The following is a 24,312-nucleotide window of genomic DNA, read 5'->3' as shown; positions in this document are numbered from 1 at the left end:
CCTTAGGTGCTGTGCACCGCGCTTGGGTCATATATCGGCAGGTCCACCTCGCGCGGGCTAACCGTTGCGGTGGGGTGAAGCGCCTCTGACGGGTCAAGCCCGACGGGGCGGCGTTTGCGGATCAGGAACAGCTTGCTCCAACCACGTAAGGTACCCACCGAAACAGCCGTGGGGTCGCAGGGGAACCGATCACGCCAATCTTCGGGCAGTTCAACGCCGCATGCTTCCAGCTTTTCCAGCATCCAAACGAGCGAAATATTGGCCAACGGTCTGGCGGCCTCATTCCCGCTTAGCTGCCCCCCGACATCCCCGTGCGAGCCGCGAAACCACACCTGTTCCACCCGCCCGTTCCAGTCTGGGGGGCAGTGCCACATGATGGGCCGGTAAACCTCGCGCGTTTCGTCAAGGGCAAGCGCATGATACCCGTGTTTCACAATCGAACTGAGCGTGTGGTCGTGAAAGGCATGGTTGGCTTCGGTTAGCTTCCACAGAAATGGCAGGCGCAAGCCAAGCGCCTTTACCGTATCCCAAACGCCGATCATCTCCACCTCGGTTCTTGGGTGGCAATGTTCGGCGGCAAAGGCCGAAACGACCTGTTCATCGGTTTCGTTTTGATAGTGGCGATAGGCTTGGCGGATGTTGCGCACCGTTGCGTGCTCTGCCCGAAGCAGCCCGACGCTATCGATCACGCCGGCCAACGACCGAACAGCATAGGCCCCGCGCGAATATCCCATCAGGATAATCCGATCACCGCCCCGGTACCGTGATGCCAAATAACCATAGGCGCGGCGGATCTGTTGGTTGATCCCACGCCCCATCGCAACGTGATGGGCCCGTTTCCAATCACGCCACTGTATCCCCGCCTCGTAATAAAGCGACACGCGCGCTGAGGCCGGAAGTGCGTTCAAAAGCTTATATGTCGTACCGGCGTGTGTTTCATTCCCATCCGCCAACGAAGACATGGTGCCATCAAGGATAACCACATGCGTGACGGGGCCACGGGTGAAGGTCCGCTTGTGGGCCTCGGTCGCGCCGAACCCACGAAGCCATGACCATATGTTTTTAGCCAGCCGCACCTGCCGCCTCTTCTATCATTGACCAGACCCGGTTGGGCGTGAATGGCATATCGACATGTCGCACGCCCCTTGCCCACAGCGCATCCAACACGCCATTGGTAACGGCGGCCAACGCGCCCACGGTCCCAGCCTCGCCACAACCTTTCATGCCAAGCGCGTTCGCAGTAGAGGGCACAGGTTCGGTCGTGAATGTAATTTGCGGAATTTCCCGCGCGCGCGGCACGGCATAGTCCATAAAGGTGGCGGTCAGCAACTGGCCATCTTCGTCGTAAACGACACGTTCGTTAATGGCCTGCCCGATCCCTTGAACGATACCGCCATGCACCTGCCCTTCGGCCAGCATGGGGTTCATCAGGTTCCCGAAATCATCTGTCACCGAATATTTCACCACTTCGGTCACGCCGGTTTCTGGGTCAATCTCAACCTCTGCCACATGGGCCCCGTTGGGGTAAGACCGGCCTTCCAATTCATATTCGGCCTGATGGACCAGAAGGTCTTCGCGCCCTTTGGCACGGGCCAGTTCTGCGGCCTCCATCAGGGTTGGGGATTGGTTGGAACCTTCGGCGCGGAACGTGCCATCGTCAAAACGAACGGCCTCTTCCCCCACGCCCATTTCACCGGCGATGAATGGGGTGAAGGCGCGAATGGTTTCTTCCACAGTTACCAAAGTTGCCGCGCTTTGAATGGTGACAGAGCGTGACCCGCCCGTCCCGCCCCCCTTGGCGATCAGGTCACTGTCGCCTTGAATGATGCGGATGTGTTCAACCGGAATGCCGGACTGGTCAGCCAAGAACTGTGCGTAAACGGTTTCATGCCCCTGCCCGTTGGACTGAGTGCCGACGTAGAGGTTAACCGTGCCATCTTCGCAAAATTCAATCTTCGCGCCTTCGGTCGGATCGCCAAGGATGGATTCGATGTAATAGCAAAGGCCAAGCCCACGCAGTTTCCCATTCGCTTCGCTCGCCTTCTTGCGCGCCTCAAACCCCGTGACATCGGCGACGTCCTGAACTCGCGCCAGTACGCGGTGGAAATCGCCCACATCATAAAGTTGGTCGGACACTGTGCGGTACGGGAACGCATCGGCCGGAATAAGGTTACGGCGGCGCAGGTCCCACGGATCAATGCCAAGCACCCGCGCGGCATGATCCATCACACGTTCCAGCACATAAATCGCCTCGGGGCGACCAGCGCCGCGATAGGCGTCGATGGGAACGGTGTTGGTGAACACGCCCTTGGTGGCCAGAAACGCGGTCGGAATGTCATACGCCCCGGTCAACACCTTCGAAAACAGAACCGACTGAATATTCTGCGCGAATTCCGAATTATACGCCCCAAGATTAGAGATGTTATTCACCCGGTACCCGGTGATCTTGTAATCGGCATCAAACGCAAGTTCAGCGACCGATGTCAGATCGCGCCCGCCGTTATCTGTCAGCATCGCCTCTGTCCGGTCAGACATCCAGCGCACGGGTTTAGCCAACTGACGCGCGGCTTGGGCAACTGCGTAATGTTCGGGATAGGTGAACCCCTTCATCCCAAAACCACCGCCGACATCCGGCGTTGTTACGTGGACTTGTTCTTCGGTTAGGCCAAGGTGCTTGGCCAGACGCGTTTTCAGCCCCCAAACGCCCTGCCCGTTGTAACAAACATGCAGCCGACCATCGGACCAGTCGGCATACATCCCGCGCGGCTCCATCGAATTGACGATGATCCGATTGTCACCCACATCCAGCGAAACGGTGTGCGCAGCATTGGCAAAGGCCGCATCTGTCGCGGCTTCGTCGCCCATCGCCCAGTCATAGGCCAGGTTACCGGGCGCTTCGGGGTGAATTTCAGGGCCACCTTCGGCAAGGGCCAAAGCGGGTTCAAGTTCTTCGTAATCGAATTCGATCAGCTCTGCCGCGTCGCGGGCTTGGTGCAGGGTTTCAGCCACAACAAGAGCCACCGCTTCGCCCACAAAACAGATACGGTCTTTTGCAAGGATCGGACGGGCCGGTGCCGCGCCTTTGCTGCCATCGCGGTTCTTCACAAGCGCCGCCGCAAGGTTCAGGCGAACGCCTGCATCCTCTAGGTCCGCAGCCGTTAGAACCAGATGAACACCATCCGCCGCGCGTGCGTCAGAGGTATCAAGCGTGGTGATCTTCGCATGCGCAATCGGAGACCGAAGGAAAAACGCAAACAGCGCGCCATCGGGGGCGATATCATCGACGTAACGCCCCTCACCCTTCAACAAACGGGGATCTTCGAACCGTGTGACAGTTTGGCTTTTTCCGAACTTATCCATGATGCCCTCCGCACGCTTTGTCGAAGGGACAGTAGCCGTTCGTCCCGGACTGTCCAGCCCCTAGACCGACAAGGCGAACACAACCGCTTGTTCCAATGCGCCGTATCCGTTGAACCGCGTGACGGTCGCCGTGGAATAGGCCCCGACGCCGTGAAATAAGACATAATCGCCTTCGACCATATCAGACGGCAGGCGCAAGGTGCCGGGCAGACGGTCAAGGCTGTCACAGGTCGGGCCGAACACGACGCGGTTTAGCACCGGGCCCGTGCGTGGCATGCCATCGGGGCGAATAACCGTGGTGCGATCAATAGTGCCCATCAAAGGCGCCTCGGCCAAGCCTCCGTAAATTCCATCGTTCAGAAAGACATGCGCCCCATCGCGGATCGCTTTGACACGGGTCGCAAGGGTGAACCCTTCGGCGACCATGGCGCGGCCCGGTTCGCACAGCAGCACGGGATGATCGGGGCCAAAGCCCTGCACGCCCGCCGCTTTGATGGCGCTGAAAATAACGTCTAGCTGTGGGGCATTCCCCGATTGCCGATGCGATGGAAACCCGCCACCGACATTCAGGCGCGCAGGCTTCACCCCAGCCGCCTTCGCGATATCTGCAGCGGCTAGGATATAGGCGCGCCACGCCGCCGGGTCGGTGCATTGGGTGCCGGGATGAAAGGTCATCGCCGGGGTAAAGCCCAGCGCGGCAACCTCTTGCAGCAGCACAACGGCTTGATCGGCGGTTGCTCCGAATTTGTCACCAAAGTCATAGACCGCCCCCGCAACAGGAAGCTTGAACCGCACGGCCACTTCGCATCGTCGGGACACGGAGGGGGCCAGCTTTGCCAGTTCACTTAGTGAATCAATGGAATAGGACGTGACGCCGAAAGCAACGCTTTGCGCGATTTCATCGACGGACCGCACGGGGTTGTTGTAATGCATCACGGCCCCCGGCACGGCGCTTTGCACCATCGCCATTTCTTGGGGGGACGCGACATCAAAGGTCACCACACCTGCCGCCGCCAGATTGGCCAGCACCACAGGATCAGGGTTGGCCTTAACCGCGTAACTGACAAGGCCGGGGAACCCATCAATAAACCGCCGCGCACTGGCCTGAAGCATTTCAGGCGCGGCATAGATGACCGGATGATCAGGCCGGGTCGCGCGAATATGTGCTGACGGTGTTTCCCAGAATTCCTGCTGTAACCCCATTGGAGCCCTCGTTTTTATGATGCCTTTTCAATAGCGTGCGGGGAATTTCCGGCGATATCACCGATCAGATATGTTGTTATGCCCGATATCTTCGTTAAAATGGCGCAACCAACGGGCAAAATGACATGGATGATCTAGACGAACGTATTCTTTCCCTTCTGGCGGGCGACGCGCGCATGTCTGTGGCTGTGATGGCGCGCAAACTTGCCGTTGCGCGGTCCACCGTACAGGCGCGGCTTGAGCGTTTGGAAACCTCTGGCGTCATTGCGGGATACACTCTTAGGCTGGGCGAAACCGCGAAAGGTGGGCACATTCGCGCCACCGTGTTGTTGTCTGTTGAACCGCGTGCTCAGCCCCCAGTTTTGACCCGCCTAAAGGCCATTCCCGAAGTGCAGGTCGCCCACACGACCAGCGGCCGCTTTGACATCAGCCTGTTGGTGGTAACCAAAACCACCGCCGATTTGGACGCCATGCTTGATAAGTTGGGCGAGATTCCGGGCGTGCGTTCGTCCGAAAGCCTGATCCACCTGTCCACGAAAATTGACCGCTCTGTCTAGCGCACTCATCCCCCAATGGACGCATGGCGAAGCGGCCTTTGGTTTGCGCTGATTTGGCCGGCGCGGGAATAATCCGGCACACAGGCTTTCCCTTACCCAGCCGCCGCGTTAAACAGCCCGTCAAATATGGGTTTTTGACGGACCGACAGCATGCCGATGGAAAAGAATTTCGACGCGACCGCAGCCGAAGCGCGCCTTTACGCCGCCTGGGAGGAATCTGGGTGTTTCAAGGCCGGGGCGAATGCCAAGCCCGGCGCAGAGACGTTCTGCATCATGATCCCGCCGCCCAACGTGACGGGCAGCCTTCATATGGGGCACGCGTTTAACAACACGCTGCAGGATATTTTGGTGCGCTGGCACCGGATGCGCGGGTTCGACACCCTGTGGCAGCCCGGCCAAGACCACGCGGGCATCGCCACCCAGATGGTGGTAGAACGTGAACTGGCCAAGGACAAATCCAACGCCACCCGCGCCGAAATGGGCCGCGATGCGTTCCTTGAAAAAGTGTGGGAGTGGAAGCAGCACTCAGGCGGGACGATCATCAATCAGTTGAAACGCCTTGGCGCGTCCTGCGATTGGTCGCGCAATGCCTTCACCATGTCAGGTGCCCCCGGCGCGCCCGAAGGCGAGGAAGGCAATTTCCACGATGCCGTCATCAAAGTCTTTGTTGAGATGTACAACAAAGGCCTGATCTATCGCGGCAAGCGCTTGGTTAACTGGGACCCGCATTTTGAAACTGCGATTTCCGACCTAGAGGTCGAGAATATCGAAGTTGCCGGTCACATGTGGCACTTCAAATACAAACTCGCCGGTGGCGAGACCTACGAGTATGTCGAGAAGGACGAGGACGGCAACGTCACCCTTCGCGAAACGCGCGACTATATCTCTATCGCCACGACCCGCCCGGAAACCATGCTGGGCGATGGCGCGGTTGCGGTTCACCCGTCGGACGAACGTTACGCCCCCATCGTGGGCAAGATGGTTCACCTGCCCCTGTGCGATCGTTTGATCCCCATTGTGTCGGATGAATACCCCGATAAGGACTTCGGCTCGGGTGCGGTAAAAATCACCGGCGCGCATGACTTCAACGACTATCAGGTTGCGAAACGCGGTGGCCTGCCGATGTACCGCCTGATGGATACCAAAGGCGCGATGCGTGCTGATGGTGCGCCCTATGACGATGCCGTCGCCCGCGCCCGCGAAATCGCGGACGGCGCAACGGCTGATGGCGCAGAAATCGACACGCTGAACCTTGTGCCCGAAAAATACCGCGGCATGGATCGGTTTGACGCGCGCAAAGCGGTGATCGAAGACATCTCCGCCGCTGGCCTTGCCGTGATGGTCGAGGAAACCACGACCGACAAAGAGACTGGCGAAGAGACAACATCGTTGGTGCCCTACGTTGAGAACAAGCCGGTGATGCAGCCGTTCGGCGACCGTTCAAAGGTTGTGATCGAACCGATGCTAACGGACCAGTGGTACGTTGACACGCCGCAAATCGTTGACCCGGCGCTGGATGCAGTGCGCAAAGGCATGGCCGCGCACGAAGCTGGCGAATTTGACGAAAACGCCGGCTACACCCGTATCCTGCCGGAACGCGACGCCAAAACCTATTACCACTGGCTGGAAAACATCGAACCTTGGTGCATCAGCCGCCAGCTGTGGTGGGGTCACCAGATCCCGGTTTGGTACGGGCTGGACCTATCGGCCCCCGATTTCCGCGACGATGAGGGCGATGGCGCACTGGATGAGGTGGATCTGGGCCGCTTGCTTCTGGATGGCATGGTCCATGCGGGCGATGTGCACCACTGCGCAGCTGATTTCCACTCGGTCGAAGAGGCGTTCCGCGACGAGATCGCCGATACTCCCACACCACTCAACCATGCCCGGATCATCGAAGTCGCGGACAGACAGGAAGCTCTGGAACAGCTGGCGGCAAGCCTGGCGGAATATAACATCGGTCAGGATCCGACCAAACTGGTCTACCCGGTCTGGCGCGACCCCGATGTGCTGGACACATGGTTCTCCTCCGGGCTTTGGCCCATCGGCACGCTGGGTTGGCCCGAAGATACCGAAGAGCTGAAGAAATACTTCCCCTCGGACGTTCTGATCACCGGGTTCGATATCATCTTCTTCTGGGTTGCCCGGATGATGATGATGCAGCTTGCCGTGGTTGATCACGTGCCGTTCCACACGGTTTATGTTCATGCCCTCGTCCGTGACGAGAAGGGCAAGAAGATGTCGAAATCCACCGGCAACGTTCTGGACCCACTGGAACTGATCGATGACTACGGCACCGACGCTGTGCGCTTTACCCTGACGGCGATGGCCGCGATGGGGCGTGACCTGAAACTTAGCACCCAGCGGATTGCCGGTTACCGAAACTTCGGCACCAAGCTGTGGAACGCCGCCCGTTTCGCTGAAATGAACGAGGTGTTCGAAGGCTACGCGCCCGACGGCACGATCCCGCAGCCGACCAAAACAGTGAACAAGTGGATCATCGGCGAAACCGCCAAAATCCGCGAAGCCACGGATGAGGCGCTCAGCAACTATCGTTTCAACGATGCCGCCAACGGGCTTTATGCGTTCGTCTGGGGCAAGGTCTGCGACTGGTACGTCGAATTCTCTAAGCCGTTGCTGTTGGACGGGGATGACGCCACCAAGGCCGAAACCCGCGCGACGATGGCATGGGTGCTGGATCAATGCATGATCCTGCTGCACCCAATCATGCCCTACGTCACCGAAGAGCTGTGGGGCACATTGGGCGAGCGTCAGAAGATGCTGGTTCACGCCGATTGGCCGACCTATGGCACCGACCTTGTCGATCAGGCAGCCGATCGCGAAATGAACTGGGCGATTGGCCTGATCGAAGAAATCCGTTCGGTCCGTTCGCAGATGCATGTGCCGGTTGGGCTTAAGCTGCCAATGCTGCAGCTTGAACTGGACAAGGCTGGCCAAGCCGCTTGGGAACGCAACGCGACGCTGATCCAACGTCTGGCCCGTATCGAAAGCCTGACCATTGTCGATGCCCTGCCCAAGGGTTGCGTGACCATTGCGGTTGAAGGGGGCACCTTCGCCCTGCCGCTGGCTGATGTGATCGACGTGGCCGAAGAAAAGGCGCGGCTTGAAAAGACACTGCAAAAGCTGGCCAAAGAACTGGGCGGCCTGCAGGGCCGGTTGAAGAACCCCAAGTTCGTGGCAAGCGCCCCGCCTGAGGTTGTCGAAGAAACCAAAGAGCTGGTCGGCGTGAAGGTCGAAGAAACCGAACGCCTGAACGCCGCGCTTAAGCGTTTGGCCGAACTGGGCTAACAGAAAAAGTCCCCGGCGGATTGACTTCGCCGGGGCACCTCGTCACAAGAACCGCGCAACATAAACCCGCAACCGGGCGTTCCGTGGGCGCCAAACTGACGAGGAGAGCCAACATGGCCCAAATCTCTCTTACATTCCCCGATGGCAATGCACGCGAATATGCGGCTGGTGTAACACCTGCCGAAGTCGCAGCAGACATTTCAACATCTCTGGCGAAAAAGGCGATCTCTGCCACCGTGAACGGTGCGCATTGGGATATGCAGTGGCCGATTGATGCAGATGCCAGCGTTGCCATCCACACCATGAAAGACGACGCGCAGGCGCTGGAACTGATCCGGCACGACTGTGCGCACATCATGGCGCGCGCCGTTCAGGAAATCTGGCCCGACGTCAAAGTCACCATCGGCCCTGTCATCAAAGACGGCTGGTATTACGACTTTGACCGCGAAGAGCCCTTCACCCCCGAAGACCTTGGCGCGATCGAAAAGAAGATGAAGGAAATCATCAACCGGCGTGATGCAGTCACCACCGAAACGTGGGACCGTGACCGGGCGGTGAAGTTCTATGAGGCCAACAACGAGCCTTATAAGGTTGAACTGATCGAGGCCATTCCCGGCAACGAACCGATCCGCATGTATTGGCACGGCCACTGGCAGGATCTTTGCCGTGGTCCGCACCTTCAGCACACCGGGCAGGTTCCGGCGGATGCGTTCAAACTGATGAACGTTGCGGGTGCCTATTGGCGCGGCGACAGTGACCGCCAGATGCTTCAGCGTATCTATGGCGTGGCCTTCAAGAATAAAGAAGACCTGAAAAAGCACCTGCACATGCTGGAAGAGGCCGCCAAGCGCGACCACCGAAAGCTGGGCCGCGAGATGGACCTGTTCCATATGCAGGAAGAGGCGCCCGGTCAGATTTTCTGGCACCCCAACGGCTGGCGCGTTTTTACCACGCTGCAGGATTACATGCGCCGTAAGCAGAACGCGGGTGGATACGTCGAAGTGAACACACCGCAAGTGGTTGACCGCAAACTGTGGGAAGCCTCGGGTCACTGGGAAAAGTATCAGGAAAACATGTTCATCGTCGAAGTGGACGAAGAGCATGCCCGCGAAAAGGCCATCAACGCGCTGAAGCCGATGAACTGCCCCTGCCACGTTGAGATCTTTAAGCAGGGTCTGAAATCTTATCGTGACCTGCCGCTGCGCATGGCCGAATTCGGGTCGTGTAACCGGTATGAACCATCGGGCGCATTGCACGGCATCATGCGCGTGCGAGGCTTTACGCAGGATGATGCGCATATCTTCTGCACCGAAGATCAGATCGAAAGCGAAACGAAAGAGTTCATCGCCTTCCTGTCTGCTGTCTACAAAGATCTTGGGTTCGAGACCTTTAAGGTCAAATTCTCTGACCGGCCTGAAACCCGCGCCGGTTCGGACGAGGTATGGGACCGTGCCGAAGCCGCGCTGTTGGCCGCAACCCGCGCGGCGGGGATCGAACCTGAACTGAACCCCGGCGAAGGCGCCTTCTATGGCCCGAAACTGGAATTCGTTCTGACGGATGCGATCGGCCGTGACTGGCAATGTGGCACCCATCAGGTGGACTTTGTTCTGCCCGAACGGCTGGATGCGAATTACATCGGGGAAGATGGCGCAAAGCACCGCCCTGTGATGCTGCACCGTGCGCTGTTGGGATCGTTCGAACGTTTCATCGGCATTCTGATCGAAGAACACGCGGGCAAGTTCCCGTTCTGGCTGGCTCCGCGTCAGGTTGTTGTCGCCTCTATCATCTCGGACGCCGACCCGTTCGTGCATGAAGTCGTGGCAGAGCTGAAGGCGGCTGGCGTTCTGGCCGAAGCTGACGTTCGCAACGAAAAGATCAACTATAAGGTCCGCGAACATTCGGTTGGAAAAGTGCCGGTCATTCTGGCCATCGGTCAGAAAGAGGTGGAAGAGCGCACTGTAACAGTTCGCCGTTTGGGCGAAAAACAGACCAGCGTTGTAACATTGGACGCCATCGTCGAAGAGCTGGGCCAAGCCGCCAAAGCGCCCGATCTGGCCTAGGCGAAACCTCAAAACCCTTTAAAAGCGCCGGTTTTCCGGCGCTTTTTTCGTTTGTTGCGACGCAAACATTCCAATCGGCGAAATGTTTCAATCCATAACGCCCCTGTGCAACACATCCATGTTATTGGCAGTTGATCGACAACCCCGGTTACGACTTGCCCTGTCGCAAGACGCGACGATTGCGAAAACATTTACAAGGGAAAGTCTCATGTCCAAACACGTCAAATCGCTCGCCGTTGCTGGTGCTCTGGCTGCCGCTCTGACCGCACACACCACTGGCCCTGCTCAGGCGCAGGAACAGGTTAAGTGCTTCGGCGTTTCGCTGGCAGGTCAGAACGATTGCGCTGCTGGCCCAGGCACAACTTGCGCCGGTACGTCCAAAGTTGATTACCAAGGCAACGCTTGGAAGATGGTTCCTGCTGGCACCTGCGAAACCATGGAACTGCCAGAAGGCCGCATGGGTTCGCTGGAAGCACTTGATCGTGACTTGCCCGCATAATGCAAATGGCCCCCGGCATCCGTCGGGGGCCTTTTCCGTTTTCGGAGGATGACCAATGCTTGACGCCACCCCCAATCGCCGCGACCGCCTGCCAAACCGGCCCGGTGTTGGTTATAAACCGCAGCATTTCAACGCCATCATGGAAGATGCGCGCCCGGTTGAGTGGCTAGAGGTTCACGCCGAAAACTATATGGGGGCCGGAGGTCGCCCGCTTGCGCAGATGCGCCATCTGGCAGAACGGTTTGCGATATCGGTTCACGGTGTTGGCCTATCCATCGGCGGCGAAGCCCCGTTGGACCGCGAACACCTTGCCCGACTGAAACACCTGATCGACTGGCTTCAGCCTGCTCAATTTTCCGAACATCTGGCTTGGTCCACCCACGACAGCCACTTTTTGAACGATCTGCTGCCCCTGCCCTATACCGAAGAAACGCTGGCGCGGGTTTGCGAACATATCATTCAGGTTCAGGACGTTCTGGGGCTGCAAATGCTGCTGGAAAATCCGTCCACCTATCTGGCCTTTGCTGAAAGCCAGATGGCCGAAACCGACTTTCTTGCCGAAATCGCCCGGCGCACCGGCTGTGGGCTGTTGCTGGATGTGAACAACGTCTTCGTGTCCGCCACGAACCAAAAAACCGACCCCAAGTCTTACATCGATGCCTTCCCCATGCACGCCGTGGGTGAAATCCACCTGGGCGGCCACGACGAGGATGAAGACGATCATGGTGCGCCTCTGTTAATCGACAGCCACGGCGCCGAGGTAGTGGACCCAGTCTGGGCGCTTTACGATTACACGATCGAAAAGGCCGGGCCTCGTCCAACGCTGATCGAATGGGACAACGACGTCCCGGATTGGCCGACGCTAGCTGCCGAAGCCACGCGCGCCGCTGCCGTGTTGGATAAGGTGACCGCATGAACGTAAACCAGGCCACCTTCACCACGGCCGTTCTGGATCCGGAAACCGCTGCCCCGGCAGGGCTGACGGACCCCGAAGGCCGCCCTGCTGGCAAACGCTTTTCCGTCTATCGCAACAATGTGGTGGTCAGCCTGACAAGCGCCCTGGAAACCGCGTTCCCGGTGATACACGCACTGGTCGGCGAGGAGTTTTTCAAAGCAATGGCCGGGGTCTTCCTACGTGCGCACCCGCCCTCGTCGCCGTTGATGATGTTCTACGGAACAGAGATGGCCGACTTTTTGGCCGACTTTGAACCGGTAAAACACCTTGGCTACTTGCCCGATACCGCGCGATTGGAACTGGCCTTGCGCGAAAGCTATCACGCGGCGGATGCCGCGCCGATGGACCCTGAAACGCTGGTCAACCTACCGCCAGACCGCCTGATGGAAACTCGGTTGCGGCTGTCCCCTGCCGTCAGGCTGGTACGCTCTGCCTATCCGATCACGTCAATATGGCGTGCGCATCACGACCCCGCCGCCGAAAAGCCGCAGATGAGAGCTGAGGACGCTTTGATTATGCGGCCAGAATACGACCCGACAGTTCATCGCCTTCCCCCCGGAGGCGCGGCGTTTATCGGCGCTTTGATGAACGGTAACAAGCTTGGCGGTGCCGTCGCGGCCGCTGAAGAGGCTGCAGAAGACTTTGACTTAACACAAACGCTTGGGCTGCTGATCGGCGGGCAAGCGATCATTGGGACAGAAGAAGAGGTGTAAAATGAACGCCCTTATCAACACACATAACGCTGTATTTGATTGGATCGAACACAAGACCGCCGATTGGCTTTTGCCAACTCTGGCGCGTTTTGCTTTCGCGGCCACCCTGCTTTTCTATTTCTGGAATTCAGGCATGACAAAGCTTGGCGACGGGATTTCCGGAATCTTCACCCCCTCGTTAGGGGCATACGGCCAAATCTTCCCCAAAGCGTTGGAAGCCGTTGGATATGACATTAGCAAACTTGGCTTGTTTCACCGGCTGGTCGTGATGGCAGGCACATATGCTGAATTCGTCTTGCCCCTGCTGCTGGTTGTTGGCTTTGCCACACGACTGGCCGCCCTTGGAATGATCGGCTTTATCACTGTGCAGACACTGACCGACCTATTTGGCCACGGCGCGATTGCGCACGCCGAAACGGTTGGCGCTTGGTTTGATCGCTTTCCTGACAGCTTGATCCTAGATCAACGGCTGTTTTGGCTGACCGTTCTTGTCACGCTGGTCCTGCGTGGCGGCGGCCCGCTTTCGCTGGACCGCCTGCTTAGCAAGGCCTAGCCCAACACCGCAGCTTGGACATCTTTTCCCCAGCCAAGGAACAACCGTCCGCCAGTTTCGATCACTGGCCGCTTCATCAGTGCCGGATGGTCCGATAACAGCTTTATCGGGTCTTCCAAGCGTTCTTCCTCGCTTAGACCGCGCCAAGTCGTGGATCTTCGATTCACTAAATCTTCGCCAAATTCGGCATGAAACCGCGCAAGATCTGCGGGCGAAACACCATCCGCACGCACATCGACGAACGCCGCATCAACCCCTTGATTTGAAATGGTTTTCATCGCCTTGCGACAGGTGTCGCAGTTTTTGAGTCCATAAATGCGCATATCGCCCCCTTTTTTTCGCAGATTACAGGCAAGCCAAAGAGGCATCTAGACTTCGTTCTTGCTTTTAAATTGATTCGCCCCCCATCCTTCACACGTGACGACAGAGTTTCTATGACGACCGCTCCTCCTTTAGGGGCAGCCGGAAGACTTGGAAGACCCTGGCTGTGACCTGCCCGTAGCAATAACGCGGACGGGCCTTGAACAGAGGAGAGACGGATATGCCAACAGGCACCGTGAAATGGTTCAACACCACCAAAGGCTTTGGCTTCATCGCGCCGGATGACGGCGGCAACGACGTTTTCGTGCATATTTCTGCAGTAGAACGCGCAGGCATGACGGGCTTGGCCGACAATCAGAAAATTGCCTATGAAATGATTGCAGGGCGCGACGGGCGCGAGTCCGCAGGCGAATTGAAAGCGCTGTAAGCGTCAATCCGCAGCAACAGACAGCGTCGCTTGGCCCCACCTAGCGGCGCCGTGTTTTCCAGAATGGCTGACCTTGAACGCTTAGGTCGGGTCTTTTTCTGATGCGGGACGCAGGTCGTTCCAGTGTTCGCCCATTGCCACGATACAGCTGTTGCCATCCGCATAGGTCATCAGCATCGTCCAATCGCCCGAACTTTCCGACGTCCAGATTTCCATCACCCGTTCAATATCACGCACGCCGGTCGCGACGCGCGTTTCACCGAATTGGTGGGTCAGTTTGCTGGTCATCTCTTCGCGCGGGGCGCAGATAATCTCGCTAATGGGCGAGGCCGCGTTGGCCGAGGATGCCAGCGAAAGGGAAAGAAGAGGCAGGCAAAACCGTTTCACAGGATCGTTCAATTCTTTCTTGTTGCTGCTCGTCCGACTGTAACAGATTTATGAATACCTGTGGATAACCAGTTTGGCAGGATCACATGCTTTCCGGCGTATCCCACCCCGGAGGGACCCCCAGCGCAGTTGAGAAAAGTGAACAATTGTGCTATATTCCGGGAATTGTTTTTGATTTTTTTCAATCTTTGTATTTGTAGGTGCCGCTATGTCGAACGCCGAAGACAGTTTGGGCACGACGCCCGTTACCCCCGAAAAGCCGCAGAAACCTCAGCCTGCGGCACGTGCCGCAGAACCCGCTCCGCGTAAGTGGTGGCAGTGGTTCTTTATCTATCCAACCCTTGCGATCACCCTGTTCACGGCTGTGCCGGAATGGGCGACCAGCGTACAGGAATTCATCCTTGGCCTGCGCGAAACCTCGTTGGAAGAGGCGCAGCGGCTGGACGGTTTGATCCGCAAAAACGTGAATTGCATCGCTGCCCCCTATGACTGGGTCGCTGTAAGCGAAGTGCATGTGGACGGCACCATCTGCCCATCAGGCGATGTGTTTATCCGGGTGCGGATGCCCGGGCCAACCGGGACGACGATTTCGCCGGACTCTGACCTGACTTTTGCTGAACACATTGAATTTGTTGAGATTGATCGCCTGATCGAAAAATACAAAGAGGTTCAGTCGCGCGACCTTGGGCTGATGGCCCATGCCGCCGTGACGGGGATGACAGCCCCACGGCCCATCGGTCCGCAATCAACCCCAGATGTTGAATTGGCGCAGGGCCAGGTGGCCTTTGTGGAGTGTCAGGAGTTTGTGGGCGATCGCACCCTTGTGCGCCACATCCGCGTTGGCGGGCAGTGTTACAAGGAAACGGTGGACACCTACACCGGCTCCGTGACGGAACGGATGCCCATCCCCTGTGGCCAGACCTGCGGAGGGTAAAGAATGACGCGTAAATGGTTCCGCCTTATGTGTCTGGCGGGCGTTCTGGCCACTGCCCCCCCTGCCCTTGCGCAGGACGACGCGGACAATTCGGCCAAAGTCCCCGAAAAGATTCTGTCTTTGGCTGAAAAGAAGCGGCTTGCGGTGCTGCGTTTCTGCGCAGACGAGGCCAATAAAGAGACTGTGACCTGTGTAGAGTTCGCAAAAACGGCCCGCACCGCGCCCCGCCGTTGAGGCCGTGCGGCGCAGAGCCGTTGGTCAAAGATCAGCGACACTCAACCGTAAATGCCAAAACGCTTTTTGGCTGCCCGCGACGGCTGCGCACTGTCTCTTGATAGGTCGCGCCGGGCGCGCGGTACGCGGTTTTACCCAAGCTGGCGCAATATGATTGCAGCGAGGCGACGATCTGCACCTCCGTCACTGTGCCCGGAACATAGCGGACAAGCAGCCTGTCATCGGAAAGAACCGAAACCGCATGGACATGCGGGCGCACCGACGTCGTAAGGACCACATTCGGGGGATAAACGACCGTGCTGTAAGGCGTGCAGGCTGTAAGGCCCAAGACGGCGATAAGAAGCAATTGTCGCATGGAAGGACGCCTTTTGCGGATATGAACCAATAGGCGGAACCATAGCCAAGGCTACCCTTGCGGGCGTTGACGGAGATCAAGGAACAAAGGGCCTATTGACCCAAGGATCGCGCCCGCCCCGTTGGCGGGCCGAGCGCTGTACGTGCGCATCATGGGCAATCAGAGCCGGTTGCCCGACTTCAGCCGACGACCCCGATAAACTCCCGCCATTCGCCTTTGCTCATGCCCGAGGTTTCTTGTGTCACCTCTTCGCCCTTCAGCATGCGGCGCAGGCAATCCAGCGCTTTGCCAGACAGCGTAGCGCCGCCCATGCGGTAATCCTCGAACGCGGAGTACGCGGCGGGCACCCAGTCGGCCACGACCTTGCAAATCGCATCGGCATAGACGCGGATTTCGTATTGCGCGTGGGCATCGGCCCGAAGCCGCAGGAAGTGGAACAGGTTGTGCAGGTCCACCTTCCAGTACCACTGGGTATAGATGTTCGCAGGCAGATTCATCCGCGCCAATTCGCGTGCCAGTCCTTGCTGCCCCTCGTCCGAGATCATGGTTTCGTAGTTGTCATAGGCCCGGTTGCAGTCGGATTTCAGAATTTCCAACACCCGCGCGGCTTCCTCGCCTTCCAACACCGCGCCGCGGCCTTGGTTGTTCACCGTGGACTGCGCAGCCAGCGCATCGGGTTCTGGAATATAAAACTCGCGGTCCAAGATCGAATAGCGGGCCGAGTATTCGTTGACGTTGGCCGTGCGGTGGCGGATCCACTGACGGGCGACGAACACGGGCAGTTTGACGTGCAGCTTTACCTCGCACATTTCAAACGGGGTCGAATGCCAGTGGCGCATCAGATAACGGATCAGGCCTTCGTCATTGCTGACCGATTTTGTGCCTTTGCCATATGAAACCCGTGCGGCCTGACAGATGGCGGCATCGTCGCCCATATAGTCGATGACGCGGACAAAGCCGTGGTCCAGAACCGGAATGGCGTTGTAAAGATGCGCCTCCATCCCTTCGGAAACAGCCCGAAGCGTGGGTTTGGGCGCGCTGCGTAGTGCGTCAATCTCGGCCTGTTGCTCGGGGCTCAGCGGCATGGGCATGGTCCTTTACGTTCATCGAATGAGTCGCAGCCCACTATATATATGGCAACGCATGCACGGAACCGCGATATGGGGTAAATCTTGCATATATCTGCAACGGGATTTTCAGCAACGGATTACAAAAAGCCCTCGTTCGGGAATTGACTTTCAATCAATCAGCACGGACCTTGCGCCAAAACGGGCAGCCAAAAAAGAGCATTTCATGTTGCGTATTCTCTCCATCTTAATGGCCTGCACGGCTTTGACAGCCTGCAGTGGCGGCGACGGTACAAACCCCATCAACGGTGATGGCGGATCAAGCGGTGGCGGCTCGACCGGGGGGACCGGCGGCATTGGCGACGATGACGCATCGCCCAACGCATCAATTGAACGCTACGAGGATGACGGCCAAGCACGCGATATCCTATATAACGCCGACGACGACACCTTCATTGTCGATAACTTGGCGTTCGACGGCAGCGGCGTCTACGAACGTGACAACGTGGTTCCAACAGTGAACTCGTTCCGCGTTTACGAAAACAACAACACAACCGAACGCCGTGCCTACAAGGCTCTTTATCTTGAAAGCACAAGTGGCCTGTCTCGCGTCGCGATCGTGCGCACGGGTAGCTATCAAGGGTTTGGCTTTGGCGGCTTTGTCTATGCGCGTGACGGCGGCGTTGATCTTCCGTCCACTGGCTCGGCAACGTTTACCGGCGCTTATGCTGGGATGCGTGTCTTCAATGGCGCAGGCGGCTTGCAGTATACGCAGGCCGACGCTGAGTTGATCGTCGACTTCGAAGATTTTGACGCGACCCGCGCGGTAGAGGGTTTCCTTACCAACCGCGAAGTGCTCAACCAATCTGGCGCTGTTATCGACACATTGCCAACGCTGATCTTCTCGACCGGCTCAATCACGGACGCAGGAGAGATTTCTGGCGTTGCGTCAAGCGACCGGTTCGATGTCGACTCTGGCGAGATTGTTGATTTCGAAACGGGCAACTACTACGCAATCATCGGCGGAGCAGAAGCTGACGAAATTGTCGGGGTTGTTGTCGTTACCGCTGACGATCCAGACCGGGACAACGTAACCATCCAAGAAACGGGTGCGTTTATCGTTTACGAAACGCCGTGATCGCGCCACCTAAAGCAAAACGCCTGCTGGCGCTTTGCTTGGCTGCACTGGCCCTAAACCTATCCCCTGCCTTTAGTGACGAACTCACACTAAGCGTTGATGAAACCCGCCGTTCAGCGTCCCAAGCTCTGAACGCCGGGAACATAATGCTTGCCAAAGAAATCTCATTGGCGTTGTTGCAGCGCGATCCAAACGACGTACGAGCATTGATCATCTTGTCCCGCGCGGAACGGGATTTTGGCAATTATGAGCAAGCCAAAGACTATGGAAAACGCGCGTGGGCACATGCCGAAACAGACGTTCTTAAATTTGCGGCGGCCCTTGCGACAGCACAAGCGTTGTCATCTGATGGCGCACGAACATCGTCGCAATTTTGGTTAAGGCGTGCGGCAGACGTGGCCCCAGACCAGCGTTTAAAATCAATCGCCATCCGCGACTTTCGGTATGTGCGGGATCGCAACCCGTGGACCACGCAATTTGAATTCGGGATTACCCCCTCTTCAAACGTGAACAACGGTTCCAAGTCCGAAACGATGGAAATTGACGGGCTTCCCTATGTCCTAAGTGGTGACGCGCGCGCCCTGTCTGGCGTTGAATACAAGCTTGGCGTCGAAACGGAATACAGCAGGAAAATATCTGAATACACGTGGCTTTATGTCGGCGCATCGGCGAAAGGCAAGGAATACAGCCTATCATCGAAGGCCGTCGAACAGGCACCAAACATCGACGAAAGCGAACTTAGCTACGCCGAAGCAGAACTAACCTTTGGCACAACATTCTTCCCGCATCCGAACGGTGGCCCAATTGATGCGTCAATGTCCTTTGGGCGGGTTTGGTCGGGCGGACAGGAACTATCAGATTATGCACGCGCCAACCTTCAGCATTTCAAACGGGTCGGGCCGCACAGGTTTACTTTTGGGCTGAGTGTCGAAGACCAGCGGCGCAAAGACGCCGAGATAAATTCATCCGTGTCCTGGACTGGCCAAGCCGTTTGGAGCAAGCGGTTGGAAAATGGTGACACGGCACAACTGAACCTTGCCTATCGCGATACGCAATCGGATGGTCCGGCAATTGCGCACGAAGCAGGAATTGCGGGCATTAGGTACAGCTTTGGCAAACCTATTGCGGGGGCCCGAATTGGCTTGTCGTATACGTTTGAAAGCCGTGCCTATGATCAACCACTCTATTCAACGACGCCGCGCGAAGACAAAAAAAATATCTTTGAAGTATCGGCCTTCCTTTACAATCTAGAGCTTTACGGCTTTGCCCCAGAAATTGGCGTTTCCTTGATTCAAAACCGTTCAAATGTGCCGCTTTACGAAACCGAAGAATATGGCGTTTCGATCAATTTCAAATCGGTTTTCTAAGCCACTTTTTTCCGGCGCCCCCTCGCCCTAGTCATTCCTTATGCTAAGCTTTGCCTATCAATGGGGAGACGAAAATGCCGCTGAAATACCTACACACCATGGTTCGGGTGAAAGACCTTGAGAAATCCATGGCGTTTTTCGAACTGCTTGGCCTGAAACAAACCCGCCGTATGGATAGCGAAGGCGGGCGGTTCTCGTTGGTTTTCATGGCGCCCCCCGGCCAAGAAGATTCCCCGGTAGAGCTGACTTGGAACTGGGATGGCGATGATGAACTGCCGTCAGACAGCCGCCATTTTGGGCACCTCGCTTATGCGGTCGATGACATCTATGCCACGTGCCAGCATCTGATGGACAACGGCGTAATCATCAACCGCCCACCGCGCGACGGGCATATGGCATTCGTGCGTAGCCCCGACAACATTTCTGTTGAGCTTTTGCAGGCGGGTGACTCAAAAGAACCGGCAGAACCTTGGGCAAGCATGGAAAACACCGGCCATTGGTAAGGGCGCTTGCCCTTGTGATGGCACTAACGGCTGGGGCCGCCGATGCATCGTGTCGGCTGGCCCTATTACTGGCGCTTGATATTTCGTCGTCGGTGGACGCAGACGAGGATGCGCTTCAACGCTCAGGGCTTGCCAACGCGCTTTCGTCCCCTTCGGTCGTTAAGGCGCTATTGGCGATAGAAGAAAACCACGTTGCCCTTGCCGTTTATGAGTGGAGCGGGCGACACCAGCAAACCATGGTCCTTGATTGGGTTGTGCTGTCTGACCCCGCCGCCATCGCCGGTGCCGCCGAAAAGATAAGCAGCAGCGAACGCTCATTCGCCCAATTCCCCACCGCGCTTGGCTATGGCATCGGTTATGCGGCAACGGTTTTCCGCACTGCGCCAGATTGCCCCCTTCGCACGCTGGATATTTCGGGCGACGGTGTGAACAACGACGGGTTCAGCCCCGCGCTTGCCTTCAGGAACTTTCCGCTGGACGGGGTGACCGTGAACGGGCTGGTGATTGGTGGCGCAACTTCGGACGATCAGATGGTCTTTGCCTATTATCGGGATAAGGTAATCCGCGGGCACGGTTCATTCGTCGAAACCGCAAATGATTTCGACGATTTTGAGCGCGCAATGCGCCGCAAATTGTTGCGCGAGGTTAAGGTTCATGTCGTCGGTGACATTGCCCCAAGTCATGAGAATTCAGATGGTTAGACTGCTACGCGCCATTTCCATCGCGCTTGTCGCCGCGATATGTGCAATGCCAGCCCTTGGACAAGCGACTTGCCGTCAGGCCTTGGCCATTGGGTTAGATGTTTCGGGGTCGGTCGATCAACGTGAATACCGCCTGCAACTTGATGGGCTGGCAGCAGCGTTGTTGAACGAGAACGTCCAAGCCGCCCTGTTTTCCCTGCCCGACGCCCCGGTCTCGCTTGCCGTCTATGAATGGAGCGGCGCGCAAGATCAGTTGATCATCGTTCCGTGGACAGCAGTTTCAGACGGCAATGCGCTGAACAGCATCGTCACCAAACTCAGAACCGCGCAACGGCAGCTTAAGGGGCAAGCAACGGCGCTGGGAACCGCGCTGATTACTGGTCGCGACCTTCTTAACACCATGCCGCATTGCTGGAAACGCACGCTTGATCTTTCCGGCGACGGCAAATCGAACGAAGGCCCCCGCCCGCGCGATGTGAAGGAAGGTGCAGGTTTGGCCCAGATCACCGTCAACGCGTTGGTCATCGGCGAAGACCACGGTGAAAGCGCCGCCGCGCTATCCGCCTATTTCCGCGCCGAGGTGATCAGTGGCCCTGACGCCTTTGTCGAGGTCGCGCACGGCTTTGACGAATTTGAGGCCGCCATGGTGCGCAAACTGTTAAAGGAACTGTCAGGCCTGAACCTCGCGACCCTAACCGCCCCTCAATAGATATATCGGATTTGATCGGTCCAATACCGTTCCATCCGGCGCAGGGACGAAGTGATATCTTCCAGACCTTCTTGGTTGATCACGCCCTTTTCTTCCAAACCATCGGCGTGGCGTGCAAAAAGTTCGGTCACATGCGTGTGGATATCACGCCCCTTAGCTGTAAGCCGCACCCGCACCGACCGGCGGTCAATTTCGCACCGTTGGTGGTGCATATAACCGCTGTCGACCAGCTTTTTCAGGTTATAGGAAACGTTCGAACCTTGGTAATAGCCTCGGCTTTTCAGCTCTCCGGCGGTGACTTCGTTGTCGCCGACGTTAAACAGCAAAAGCGCCTGCACCGGGTTAATTTCAAGAATGCCTACGCGTTCAAATTCGTCTTTGATAACATCAAGAAGCAGCCGGTGCAGTCGTTCGACCAGCGCTAGCGCTTCTAGATATCCAGACATGTAAATCTGCCGTGTAGGCGCCGCAATTGGGGCCTGAATGCTCATGATATGCTCCATCCGTCACTCGTAAGAGATTGGATAGAGCATCAGGTTCAAAGATTCGGTTAAGGCCGCCTTATCAATGCGTTCAGCGCGCACCAGCGTGCTGGGCAATACGTTCGACCAGCGTCACAAACTGTGCTGGTGTTGGCACCTGCCCTGTGACCCACTGATAAAGATCCTGATCGTTTTCTTCCATCAACGCATCCAGATCGTCCAGCTCTTCGCCGCTCATCACGTTAAGCGATGCGTCAGCGAAGTTGCCAAGAATGATGTCCATTTCTTTCATTCCGCGATGCCACGCGCGCATCTTCATGCGCTTCAGACGGTTCTCTGGCGTTTCGGCCATTAAGACTCTTCCTTCAAAGTCGCCCGCAGGCGTTTCTCTAGCAGGCCCAGACGGTCGGCCATTTGGCCCATCTCTGTCTTGACCTGCCTGATTTCAGTTAGAACCGCGCGAATGTCGACCGAAAGCTCTGCTTCTTCCGCCGGGCCGTCCAGGCCATCGCCTTCGCCGTTCAGCAACCACATGATGGACACGTTCAAGACGCCCGCCACCATCTGCAGCTTGTTCGCACGCGGTTCGTTCAGGTCTTCTTCCCACGCGCGCACGGTTTTTAGTTTCACACCCAAGCGTCGTGCAAGATCAGATTGGGACATGCCCAACGTCTCGCGTGCGCCTGCCATCCGGTCCCCGAATGTCGCCGCTTGATCAGAGTACCAATCAACCTCATCTGCCGTCTCAGCCACGTTCACCTCCGGGTTTGTGCCGAACCTGCTTGAACGGCACTCGCCCGCACCCTATGAGAGAACCCGAACGTTTTCAAACCGGAGGCGACGATGTCTTTCCTTTCTGCCACACTTTCACGTGTTAAACCCTCTCCCACGATTGCCGTGACCAACAAGGCACAGGAGTTGAAGGCCGCAGGCAAGGACGTTATCGGCCTTGGCGCGGGCGAACCTGACTTTGACACACCCGAAAACATCAAAGAGGCTGCGAAGCGCGCCATTGATGAGGGCAAGACGAAATACACCGCCGTTGACGGTATCGCGGAACTGAAGCAGGCGATCTGCGCCAAGTTCAAGCGCGACAACAACCTTGATTACAAGCCAAGCCAAGTCACCGTTGGAACCGGCGGCAAGCAGGTTCTGTACAACGCCCTGATGGCCACGTTGAACCCCGGCGACGAAGTGATCATTCCGGCCCCCTATTGGGTCAGCTATCCCGACATGGTGCTGCTGGCGGGTGGTGAGCCTGTTATCGCCGCAGCCTCGATCCAGACCGGTTACAAACTGACCGCTGATCAGTTGGAAGCAGCGATCACGCCGAAAACCAAATGGCTGATCTTTAACTCGCCATCCAACCCAACCGGCGCGGGCTATTCCCATGCCGAGTTGAAAGAACTGACAGACGTTCTGATGCGTCACCCCCACGTTTGGGTGATGACCGACGACATGTACGAACACCTGCGTTATGGCGATTTCGAATTCTGCACCCCGGCAGAGGTTGAACCGCGCCTGTATGACCGCACGCTGACGATCAACGGTGTGTCCAAGGCCTATGCCATGACCGGTTGGCGCATTGGTTACGCGGCAGGCCCGGAAAACGTGATTGGCGCCATCCGCAAGATCCAATCGCAAAGCACGTCGAACCCCTGCTCCATCAGCCAGTGGGCCGCGGTCGAGGCGCTGAACGGCACGCAGGATTTCATTGCTGAGAACAACAAGATGTTCCAGCGTCGTCGCGACATGGTCGTGGATATGCTGAACGCCGCCGAAGGTATTTCCTGCCCGGTTCCAGATGGGGCATTCTATGTGTACCCTTCGATCGCTGGCTGCATCGGCAAGACCAGCCCAGCAGGCGTGAAGATCGAAAACGACGAAATCTTCGCGACAGCCCTGTTGGAAGAAACAGGCGTTGCGGTTGTGTTTGGCGCGGCCTTCGGCCTTTCCCCCAACTTCCGCGTCAGCTACGCCACATCTGACGAAGCGCTGAAAGAGGCATGCACACGCATCCAAACCTTCTGCGCCTCGCTGACCTAAGGGGTTTCGTATGTCCGGCGACCTGCCCGACTATTACTTCCGCGTCCGCGAAAACGGGGCGCTGGTGTTTCGGATTGATACCGAAAACCGCCAGCGCCGCATCGACATGGACCAGATCGCCGTTGTGAACATTCGCAACGGCGAGATTAAGCCGCACGGCGACCGCTCTCTTTCCGACGAAGACATGGAAGTGATCCAAGGCTGGATTAACGACCGCCGCGAAGTTCTGGAAGAACGCGACGTTGACGATATCCTGCGCGCGGTGGACCATATGAACCTTGCCACGCAATGGGCACAGTCCCGCGCGACAGACGATCAGCTTGAAACCGTCACAGACGCGCTTTTGCTGGCAATGCACGACCTTCGCACGGTGCTGGTTCGCAAAAAGGCCGACCGTTTGATGAAGGCCAACAAAGACTAACATACCGATCC

At 57.4% G+C, this 24,312-nt stretch carries 27 protein-coding genes; 17 read left to right on the top strand and 10 right to left on the bottom strand.

What is annotated here, in order from left to right; translation table 11 throughout:
* Positions 1–2 precede the first annotated feature (2 nt).
* Genes COL8621_RS04580 through COL8621_RS04570 form a run of 3 tightly spaced genes read right to left on the bottom strand, consistent with a single transcriptional unit; the run spans position 3 to position 4,563 of the window.
* Positions 3–1,070 carry a T6SS phospholipase effector Tle1-like catalytic domain-containing protein gene (locus COL8621_RS04580; protein WP_370804586.1) on the bottom strand — a complete coding sequence of 356 codons (1,068 nt, stop codon included), beginning with the start codon at positions 1,068–1,070 and terminating at the stop codon, positions 3–5.
* Positions 1,063–3,360 (bottom strand): xanthine dehydrogenase family protein molybdopterin-binding subunit, encoded by a 2,298-nt coding sequence (locus tag COL8621_RS04575; RefSeq protein WP_093966116.1) that lies wholly within the window; start codon positions 3,358–3,360, stop codon positions 1,063–1,065. Before COL8621_RS04575 ends, COL8621_RS04580 begins: the two co-directional genes overlap by 8 nt.
* A 60-nt stretch (positions 3,361–3,420) precedes the next feature.
* Positions 3,421–4,563 carry a type III PLP-dependent enzyme gene (locus tag COL8621_RS04570; protein ID WP_093966115.1) on the bottom strand — a complete coding sequence of 381 codons (1,143 nt, stop codon included), beginning with the start codon at positions 4,561–4,563 and terminating at the stop codon, positions 3,421–3,423.
* A gap of 125 nt (positions 4,564–4,688) precedes the next feature.
* Here COL8621_RS04570 and COL8621_RS04565 point away from each other — a divergent pair, with 125 nt between their 5' ends.
* From COL8621_RS04565 to COL8621_RS04535, 7 genes are all read left to right on the top strand, one after another.
* Positions 4,689–5,120 carry an Lrp/AsnC family transcriptional regulator gene (locus COL8621_RS04565; RefSeq protein WP_093966114.1) on the top strand — a complete coding sequence of 144 codons (432 nt, stop codon included), beginning with the start codon at positions 4,689–4,691 and terminating at the stop codon, positions 5,118–5,120.
* 150 nt (positions 5,121–5,270) lie between these two features.
* Positions 5,271–8,429 (top strand): valine--tRNA ligase, encoded by a 3,159-nt coding sequence (locus COL8621_RS04560; protein ID WP_093966113.1) that lies wholly within the window; start codon positions 5,271–5,273, stop codon positions 8,427–8,429.
* A 113-nt stretch (positions 8,430–8,542) separates the two neighbouring features.
* A complete protein-coding gene (thrS, locus tag COL8621_RS04555; RefSeq protein ID WP_093966112.1) occupies positions 8,543–10,489 on the top strand; it encodes a threonine--tRNA ligase in 1,947 nt (648 codons plus the stop codon).
* Positions 10,490–10,697: 208 nt separating this feature from the next.
* Complete coding sequence (locus COL8621_RS04550) at positions 10,698–10,988, top strand: BufA1 family periplasmic bufferin-type metallophore (protein WP_093966111.1); 291 nt, start codon at positions 10,698–10,700, stop codon at positions 10,986–10,988.
* 55 nt (positions 10,989–11,043) lie between these two features.
* Entirely contained in the window at positions 11,044–11,904 is an 861-nt protein-coding gene (gene bufB / locus COL8621_RS04545) for an MNIO family bufferin maturase (protein ID WP_093966110.1), read from the top strand.
* Entirely contained in the window at positions 11,901–12,656 is a 756-nt protein-coding gene (locus COL8621_RS04540; RefSeq protein WP_093966109.1) for an HvfC/BufC N-terminal domain-containing protein, read from the top strand. Before bufB ends, COL8621_RS04540 begins: the two co-directional genes overlap by 4 nt.
* Position 12,657: 1 nt before the next feature.
* The gene (locus COL8621_RS04535) at positions 12,658–13,209 is read left to right on the top strand and encodes a DoxX family protein (RefSeq protein WP_093966108.1); all 552 of its coding nucleotides are present in this window, start codon (positions 12,658–12,660) and stop codon (positions 13,207–13,209) included.
* Here COL8621_RS04535 and COL8621_RS04530 read toward each other — a convergent pair.
* The gene (locus COL8621_RS04530; RefSeq protein ID WP_093966915.1) at positions 13,206–13,532 is read right to left on the bottom strand and encodes an ArsC/Spx/MgsR family protein; all 327 of its coding nucleotides are present in this window, start codon (positions 13,530–13,532) and stop codon (positions 13,206–13,208) included. The two genes, COL8621_RS04535 and COL8621_RS04530, sit on opposite strands and share 4 nt — an antisense overlap.
* 218 nt (positions 13,533–13,750) lie before the next feature.
* Here COL8621_RS04530 and COL8621_RS04525 point away from each other — a divergent pair, with 218 nt between their 5' ends.
* Complete coding sequence (locus tag COL8621_RS04525) at positions 13,751–13,957, top strand: cold-shock protein (RefSeq protein ID WP_093966107.1); 207 nt, start codon at positions 13,751–13,753, stop codon at positions 13,955–13,957.
* An 81-nt stretch (positions 13,958–14,038) separates the two neighbouring features.
* Here the strand turns inward: COL8621_RS04525 and COL8621_RS04520 are convergent, their stop codons facing one another.
* Positions 14,039–14,356 carry a hypothetical protein gene (locus COL8621_RS04520; RefSeq protein ID WP_235823735.1) on the bottom strand — a complete coding sequence of 106 codons (318 nt, stop codon included), beginning with the start codon at positions 14,354–14,356 and terminating at the stop codon, positions 14,039–14,041.
* Between the two features lie 196 nt (positions 14,357–14,552).
* Between COL8621_RS04520 and COL8621_RS04515 the strand changes: the two genes are divergently transcribed.
* Positions 14,553–15,278 carry a hypothetical protein gene (locus tag COL8621_RS04515; RefSeq protein ID WP_093966106.1) on the top strand — a complete coding sequence of 242 codons (726 nt, stop codon included), beginning with the start codon at positions 14,553–14,555 and terminating at the stop codon, positions 15,276–15,278.
* 3 nt (positions 15,279–15,281) lie between these two features.
* Positions 15,282–15,512 carry a hypothetical protein gene (locus COL8621_RS04510; protein ID WP_093966105.1) on the top strand — a complete coding sequence of 77 codons (231 nt, stop codon included), beginning with the start codon at positions 15,282–15,284 and terminating at the stop codon, positions 15,510–15,512.
* 31 nt (positions 15,513–15,543) lie between these two features.
* On the opposite strand, the gene COL8621_RS04505 is transcribed toward COL8621_RS04510, so the two are convergent.
* Both COL8621_RS04505 and thyX read right to left on the bottom strand, forming a co-directional pair.
* Positions 15,544–15,867, bottom strand: coding sequence for a hypothetical protein (locus COL8621_RS04505; protein ID WP_093966104.1), 324 nt, complete (start codon positions 15,865–15,867; stop codon positions 15,544–15,546).
* Positions 15,868–16,046: 179 nt separating this feature from the next.
* On the bottom strand, positions 16,047–16,952 hold the full coding sequence (thyX, locus tag COL8621_RS04500; protein WP_093966103.1) for an FAD-dependent thymidylate synthase: 906 nt from the start codon (positions 16,950–16,952) through the stop codon (positions 16,047–16,049).
* A gap of 208 nt (positions 16,953–17,160) precedes the next feature.
* Between thyX and COL8621_RS04495 the strand changes: the two genes are divergently transcribed.
* From COL8621_RS04495 to COL8621_RS04475, 5 genes are all read left to right on the top strand, one after another.
* Complete coding sequence (locus tag COL8621_RS04495; protein WP_141137830.1) at positions 17,161–18,072, top strand: hypothetical protein; 912 nt, start codon at positions 17,161–17,163, stop codon at positions 18,070–18,072.
* On the top strand, positions 18,069–19,439 hold the full coding sequence (locus COL8621_RS04490) for a tetratricopeptide repeat protein (protein WP_093966101.1): 1,371 nt from the start codon (positions 18,069–18,071) through the stop codon (positions 19,437–19,439). The genes COL8621_RS04495 and COL8621_RS04490 overlap by 4 nt, the downstream gene beginning before the upstream one ends.
* 74 nt (positions 19,440–19,513) lie before the next feature.
* A complete protein-coding gene (locus COL8621_RS04485) occupies positions 19,514–19,942 on the top strand; it encodes a VOC family protein (protein WP_093966100.1) in 429 nt (142 codons plus the stop codon).
* A 17-nt stretch (positions 19,943–19,959) separates the two neighbouring features.
* The gene (locus tag COL8621_RS04480; protein WP_093966099.1) at positions 19,960–20,643 is read left to right on the top strand and encodes a DUF1194 domain-containing protein; all 684 of its coding nucleotides are present in this window, start codon (positions 19,960–19,962) and stop codon (positions 20,641–20,643) included.
* Positions 20,636–21,352, top strand: coding sequence for a DUF1194 domain-containing protein (locus tag COL8621_RS04475; RefSeq protein WP_093966098.1), 717 nt, complete (start codon positions 20,636–20,638; stop codon positions 21,350–21,352). Before COL8621_RS04480 ends, COL8621_RS04475 begins: the two co-directional genes overlap by 8 nt.
* On the opposite strand, the gene COL8621_RS04470 is transcribed toward COL8621_RS04475, so the two are convergent.
* The 3 genes from COL8621_RS04470 to COL8621_RS04460 form a co-directional block, all read right to left on the bottom strand.
* The gene (locus COL8621_RS04470) at positions 21,346–21,843 is read right to left on the bottom strand and encodes a MarR family winged helix-turn-helix transcriptional regulator (protein ID WP_093966913.1); all 498 of its coding nucleotides are present in this window, start codon (positions 21,841–21,843) and stop codon (positions 21,346–21,348) included. The genes COL8621_RS04475 and COL8621_RS04470 overlap by 7 nt on opposite strands.
* A gap of 82 nt (positions 21,844–21,925) precedes the next feature.
* Positions 21,926–22,186: an FAD assembly factor SdhE gene (locus COL8621_RS04465; protein WP_093966097.1), complete on the bottom strand. Its 261-nt coding sequence runs from the start codon at positions 22,184–22,186 to the stop codon at positions 21,926–21,928.
* Positions 22,186–22,524 (bottom strand): helix-turn-helix domain-containing protein, encoded by a 339-nt coding sequence (locus COL8621_RS04460; protein WP_093966912.1) that lies wholly within the window; start codon positions 22,522–22,524, stop codon positions 22,186–22,188. The genes COL8621_RS04465 and COL8621_RS04460 overlap by 1 nt, the downstream gene beginning before the upstream one ends.
* 153 nt (positions 22,525–22,677) lie before the next feature.
* Here COL8621_RS04460 and COL8621_RS04455 point away from each other — a divergent pair, with 153 nt between their 5' ends.
* Together COL8621_RS04455 and COL8621_RS04450 are read left to right on the top strand one after the other, a co-directional pair.
* A complete protein-coding gene (locus COL8621_RS04455; RefSeq protein ID WP_093966096.1) occupies positions 22,678–23,880 on the top strand; it encodes a pyridoxal phosphate-dependent aminotransferase in 1,203 nt (400 codons plus the stop codon).
* A 10-nt stretch (positions 23,881–23,890) separates the two neighbouring features.
* Positions 23,891–24,301: a hypothetical protein gene (locus COL8621_RS04450; protein ID WP_093966095.1), complete on the top strand. Its 411-nt coding sequence runs from the start codon at positions 23,891–23,893 to the stop codon at positions 24,299–24,301.
* Positions 24,302–24,312: the final 11 nt, after the last annotated feature.

This window comes from Actibacterium lipolyticum (assembly GCF_900184935.1).
Lineage (GTDB): Bacteria > Pseudomonadota > Alphaproteobacteria > Rhodobacterales > Rhodobacteraceae > Actibacterium_A > Actibacterium_A lipolyticum.
The sequence above is the reverse complement of the archived record's forward strand: the minus strand, read 5'-3'. Positions and strand labels throughout refer to the sequence as shown.

What these genes read in the sequence shown, in the direction of transcription:
- COL8621_RS04575 (WP_093966116.1), bottom strand. Translation starts at nt 3,360, where the DNA reads ATGGATAAGTTCGGAAAAAGCCAAACTGTCACACGGTTCGAAGATCCC.
- COL8621_RS04570 (WP_093966115.1), bottom strand. Translation starts at nt 4,563, where the DNA reads ATGGGGTTACAGCAGGAATTCTGGGAAACACCGTCAGCACATATTCGC.
- COL8621_RS04565 (WP_093966114.1), top strand. Translation starts at nt 4,689, where the DNA reads ATGGATGATCTAGACGAACGTATTCTTTCCCTTCTGGCGGGCGACGCG.
- COL8621_RS04560 (WP_093966113.1), top strand. Translation starts at nt 5,271, where the DNA reads ATGCCGATGGAAAAGAATTTCGACGCGACCGCAGCCGAAGCGCGCCTT.
- thrS (WP_093966112.1), top strand. Translation starts at nt 8,543, where the DNA reads ATGGCCCAAATCTCTCTTACATTCCCCGATGGCAATGCACGCGAATAT.
- COL8621_RS04550 (WP_093966111.1), top strand. Translation starts at nt 10,698, where the DNA reads ATGTCCAAACACGTCAAATCGCTCGCCGTTGCTGGTGCTCTGGCTGCC.
- bufB (WP_093966110.1), top strand. Translation starts at nt 11,044, where the DNA reads ATGCTTGACGCCACCCCCAATCGCCGCGACCGCCTGCCAAACCGGCCC.
- COL8621_RS04540 (WP_093966109.1), top strand. Translation starts at nt 11,901, where the DNA reads ATGAACGTAAACCAGGCCACCTTCACCACGGCCGTTCTGGATCCGGAA.
- COL8621_RS04535 (WP_093966108.1), top strand. Translation starts at nt 12,658, where the DNA reads ATGAACGCCCTTATCAACACACATAACGCTGTATTTGATTGGATCGAA.
- COL8621_RS04530 (WP_093966915.1), bottom strand. Translation starts at nt 13,532, where the DNA reads ATGCGCATTTATGGACTCAAAAACTGCGACACCTGTCGCAAGGCGATG.
- COL8621_RS04525 (WP_093966107.1), top strand. Translation starts at nt 13,751, where the DNA reads ATGCCAACAGGCACCGTGAAATGGTTCAACACCACCAAAGGCTTTGGC.
- COL8621_RS04515 (WP_093966106.1), top strand. Translation starts at nt 14,553, where the DNA reads ATGTCGAACGCCGAAGACAGTTTGGGCACGACGCCCGTTACCCCCGAA.
- COL8621_RS04510 (WP_093966105.1), top strand. Translation starts at nt 15,282, where the DNA reads ATGACGCGTAAATGGTTCCGCCTTATGTGTCTGGCGGGCGTTCTGGCC.
- COL8621_RS04505 (WP_093966104.1), bottom strand. Translation starts at nt 15,867, where the DNA reads ATGCGACAATTGCTTCTTATCGCCGTCTTGGGCCTTACAGCCTGCACG.
- thyX (WP_093966103.1), bottom strand. Translation starts at nt 16,952, where the DNA reads ATGCCGCTGAGCCCCGAGCAACAGGCCGAGATTGACGCACTACGCAGC.
- COL8621_RS04495 (WP_141137830.1), top strand. Translation starts at nt 17,161, where the DNA reads ATGTTGCGTATTCTCTCCATCTTAATGGCCTGCACGGCTTTGACAGCC.
- COL8621_RS04485 (WP_093966100.1), top strand. Translation starts at nt 19,514, where the DNA reads ATGCCGCTGAAATACCTACACACCATGGTTCGGGTGAAAGACCTTGAG.
- COL8621_RS04480 (WP_093966099.1), top strand. Translation starts at nt 19,960, where the DNA reads ATGGCACTAACGGCTGGGGCCGCCGATGCATCGTGTCGGCTGGCCCTA.
- COL8621_RS04475 (WP_093966098.1), top strand. Translation starts at nt 20,636, where the DNA reads ATGGTTAGACTGCTACGCGCCATTTCCATCGCGCTTGTCGCCGCGATA.
- COL8621_RS04470 (WP_093966913.1), bottom strand. Translation starts at nt 21,843, where the DNA reads ATGAGCATTCAGGCCCCAATTGCGGCGCCTACACGGCAGATTTACATG.
- COL8621_RS04465 (WP_093966097.1), bottom strand. Translation starts at nt 22,186, where the DNA reads ATGGCCGAAACGCCAGAGAACCGTCTGAAGCGCATGAAGATGCGCGCG.
- COL8621_RS04460 (WP_093966912.1), bottom strand. Translation starts at nt 22,524, where the DNA reads ATGGCAGGCGCACGCGAGACGTTGGGCATGTCCCAATCTGATCTTGCA.
- COL8621_RS04455 (WP_093966096.1), top strand. Translation starts at nt 22,678, where the DNA reads ATGTCTTTCCTTTCTGCCACACTTTCACGTGTTAAACCCTCTCCCACG.
- COL8621_RS04450 (WP_093966095.1), top strand. Translation starts at nt 23,891, where the DNA reads ATGTCCGGCGACCTGCCCGACTATTACTTCCGCGTCCGCGAAAACGGG.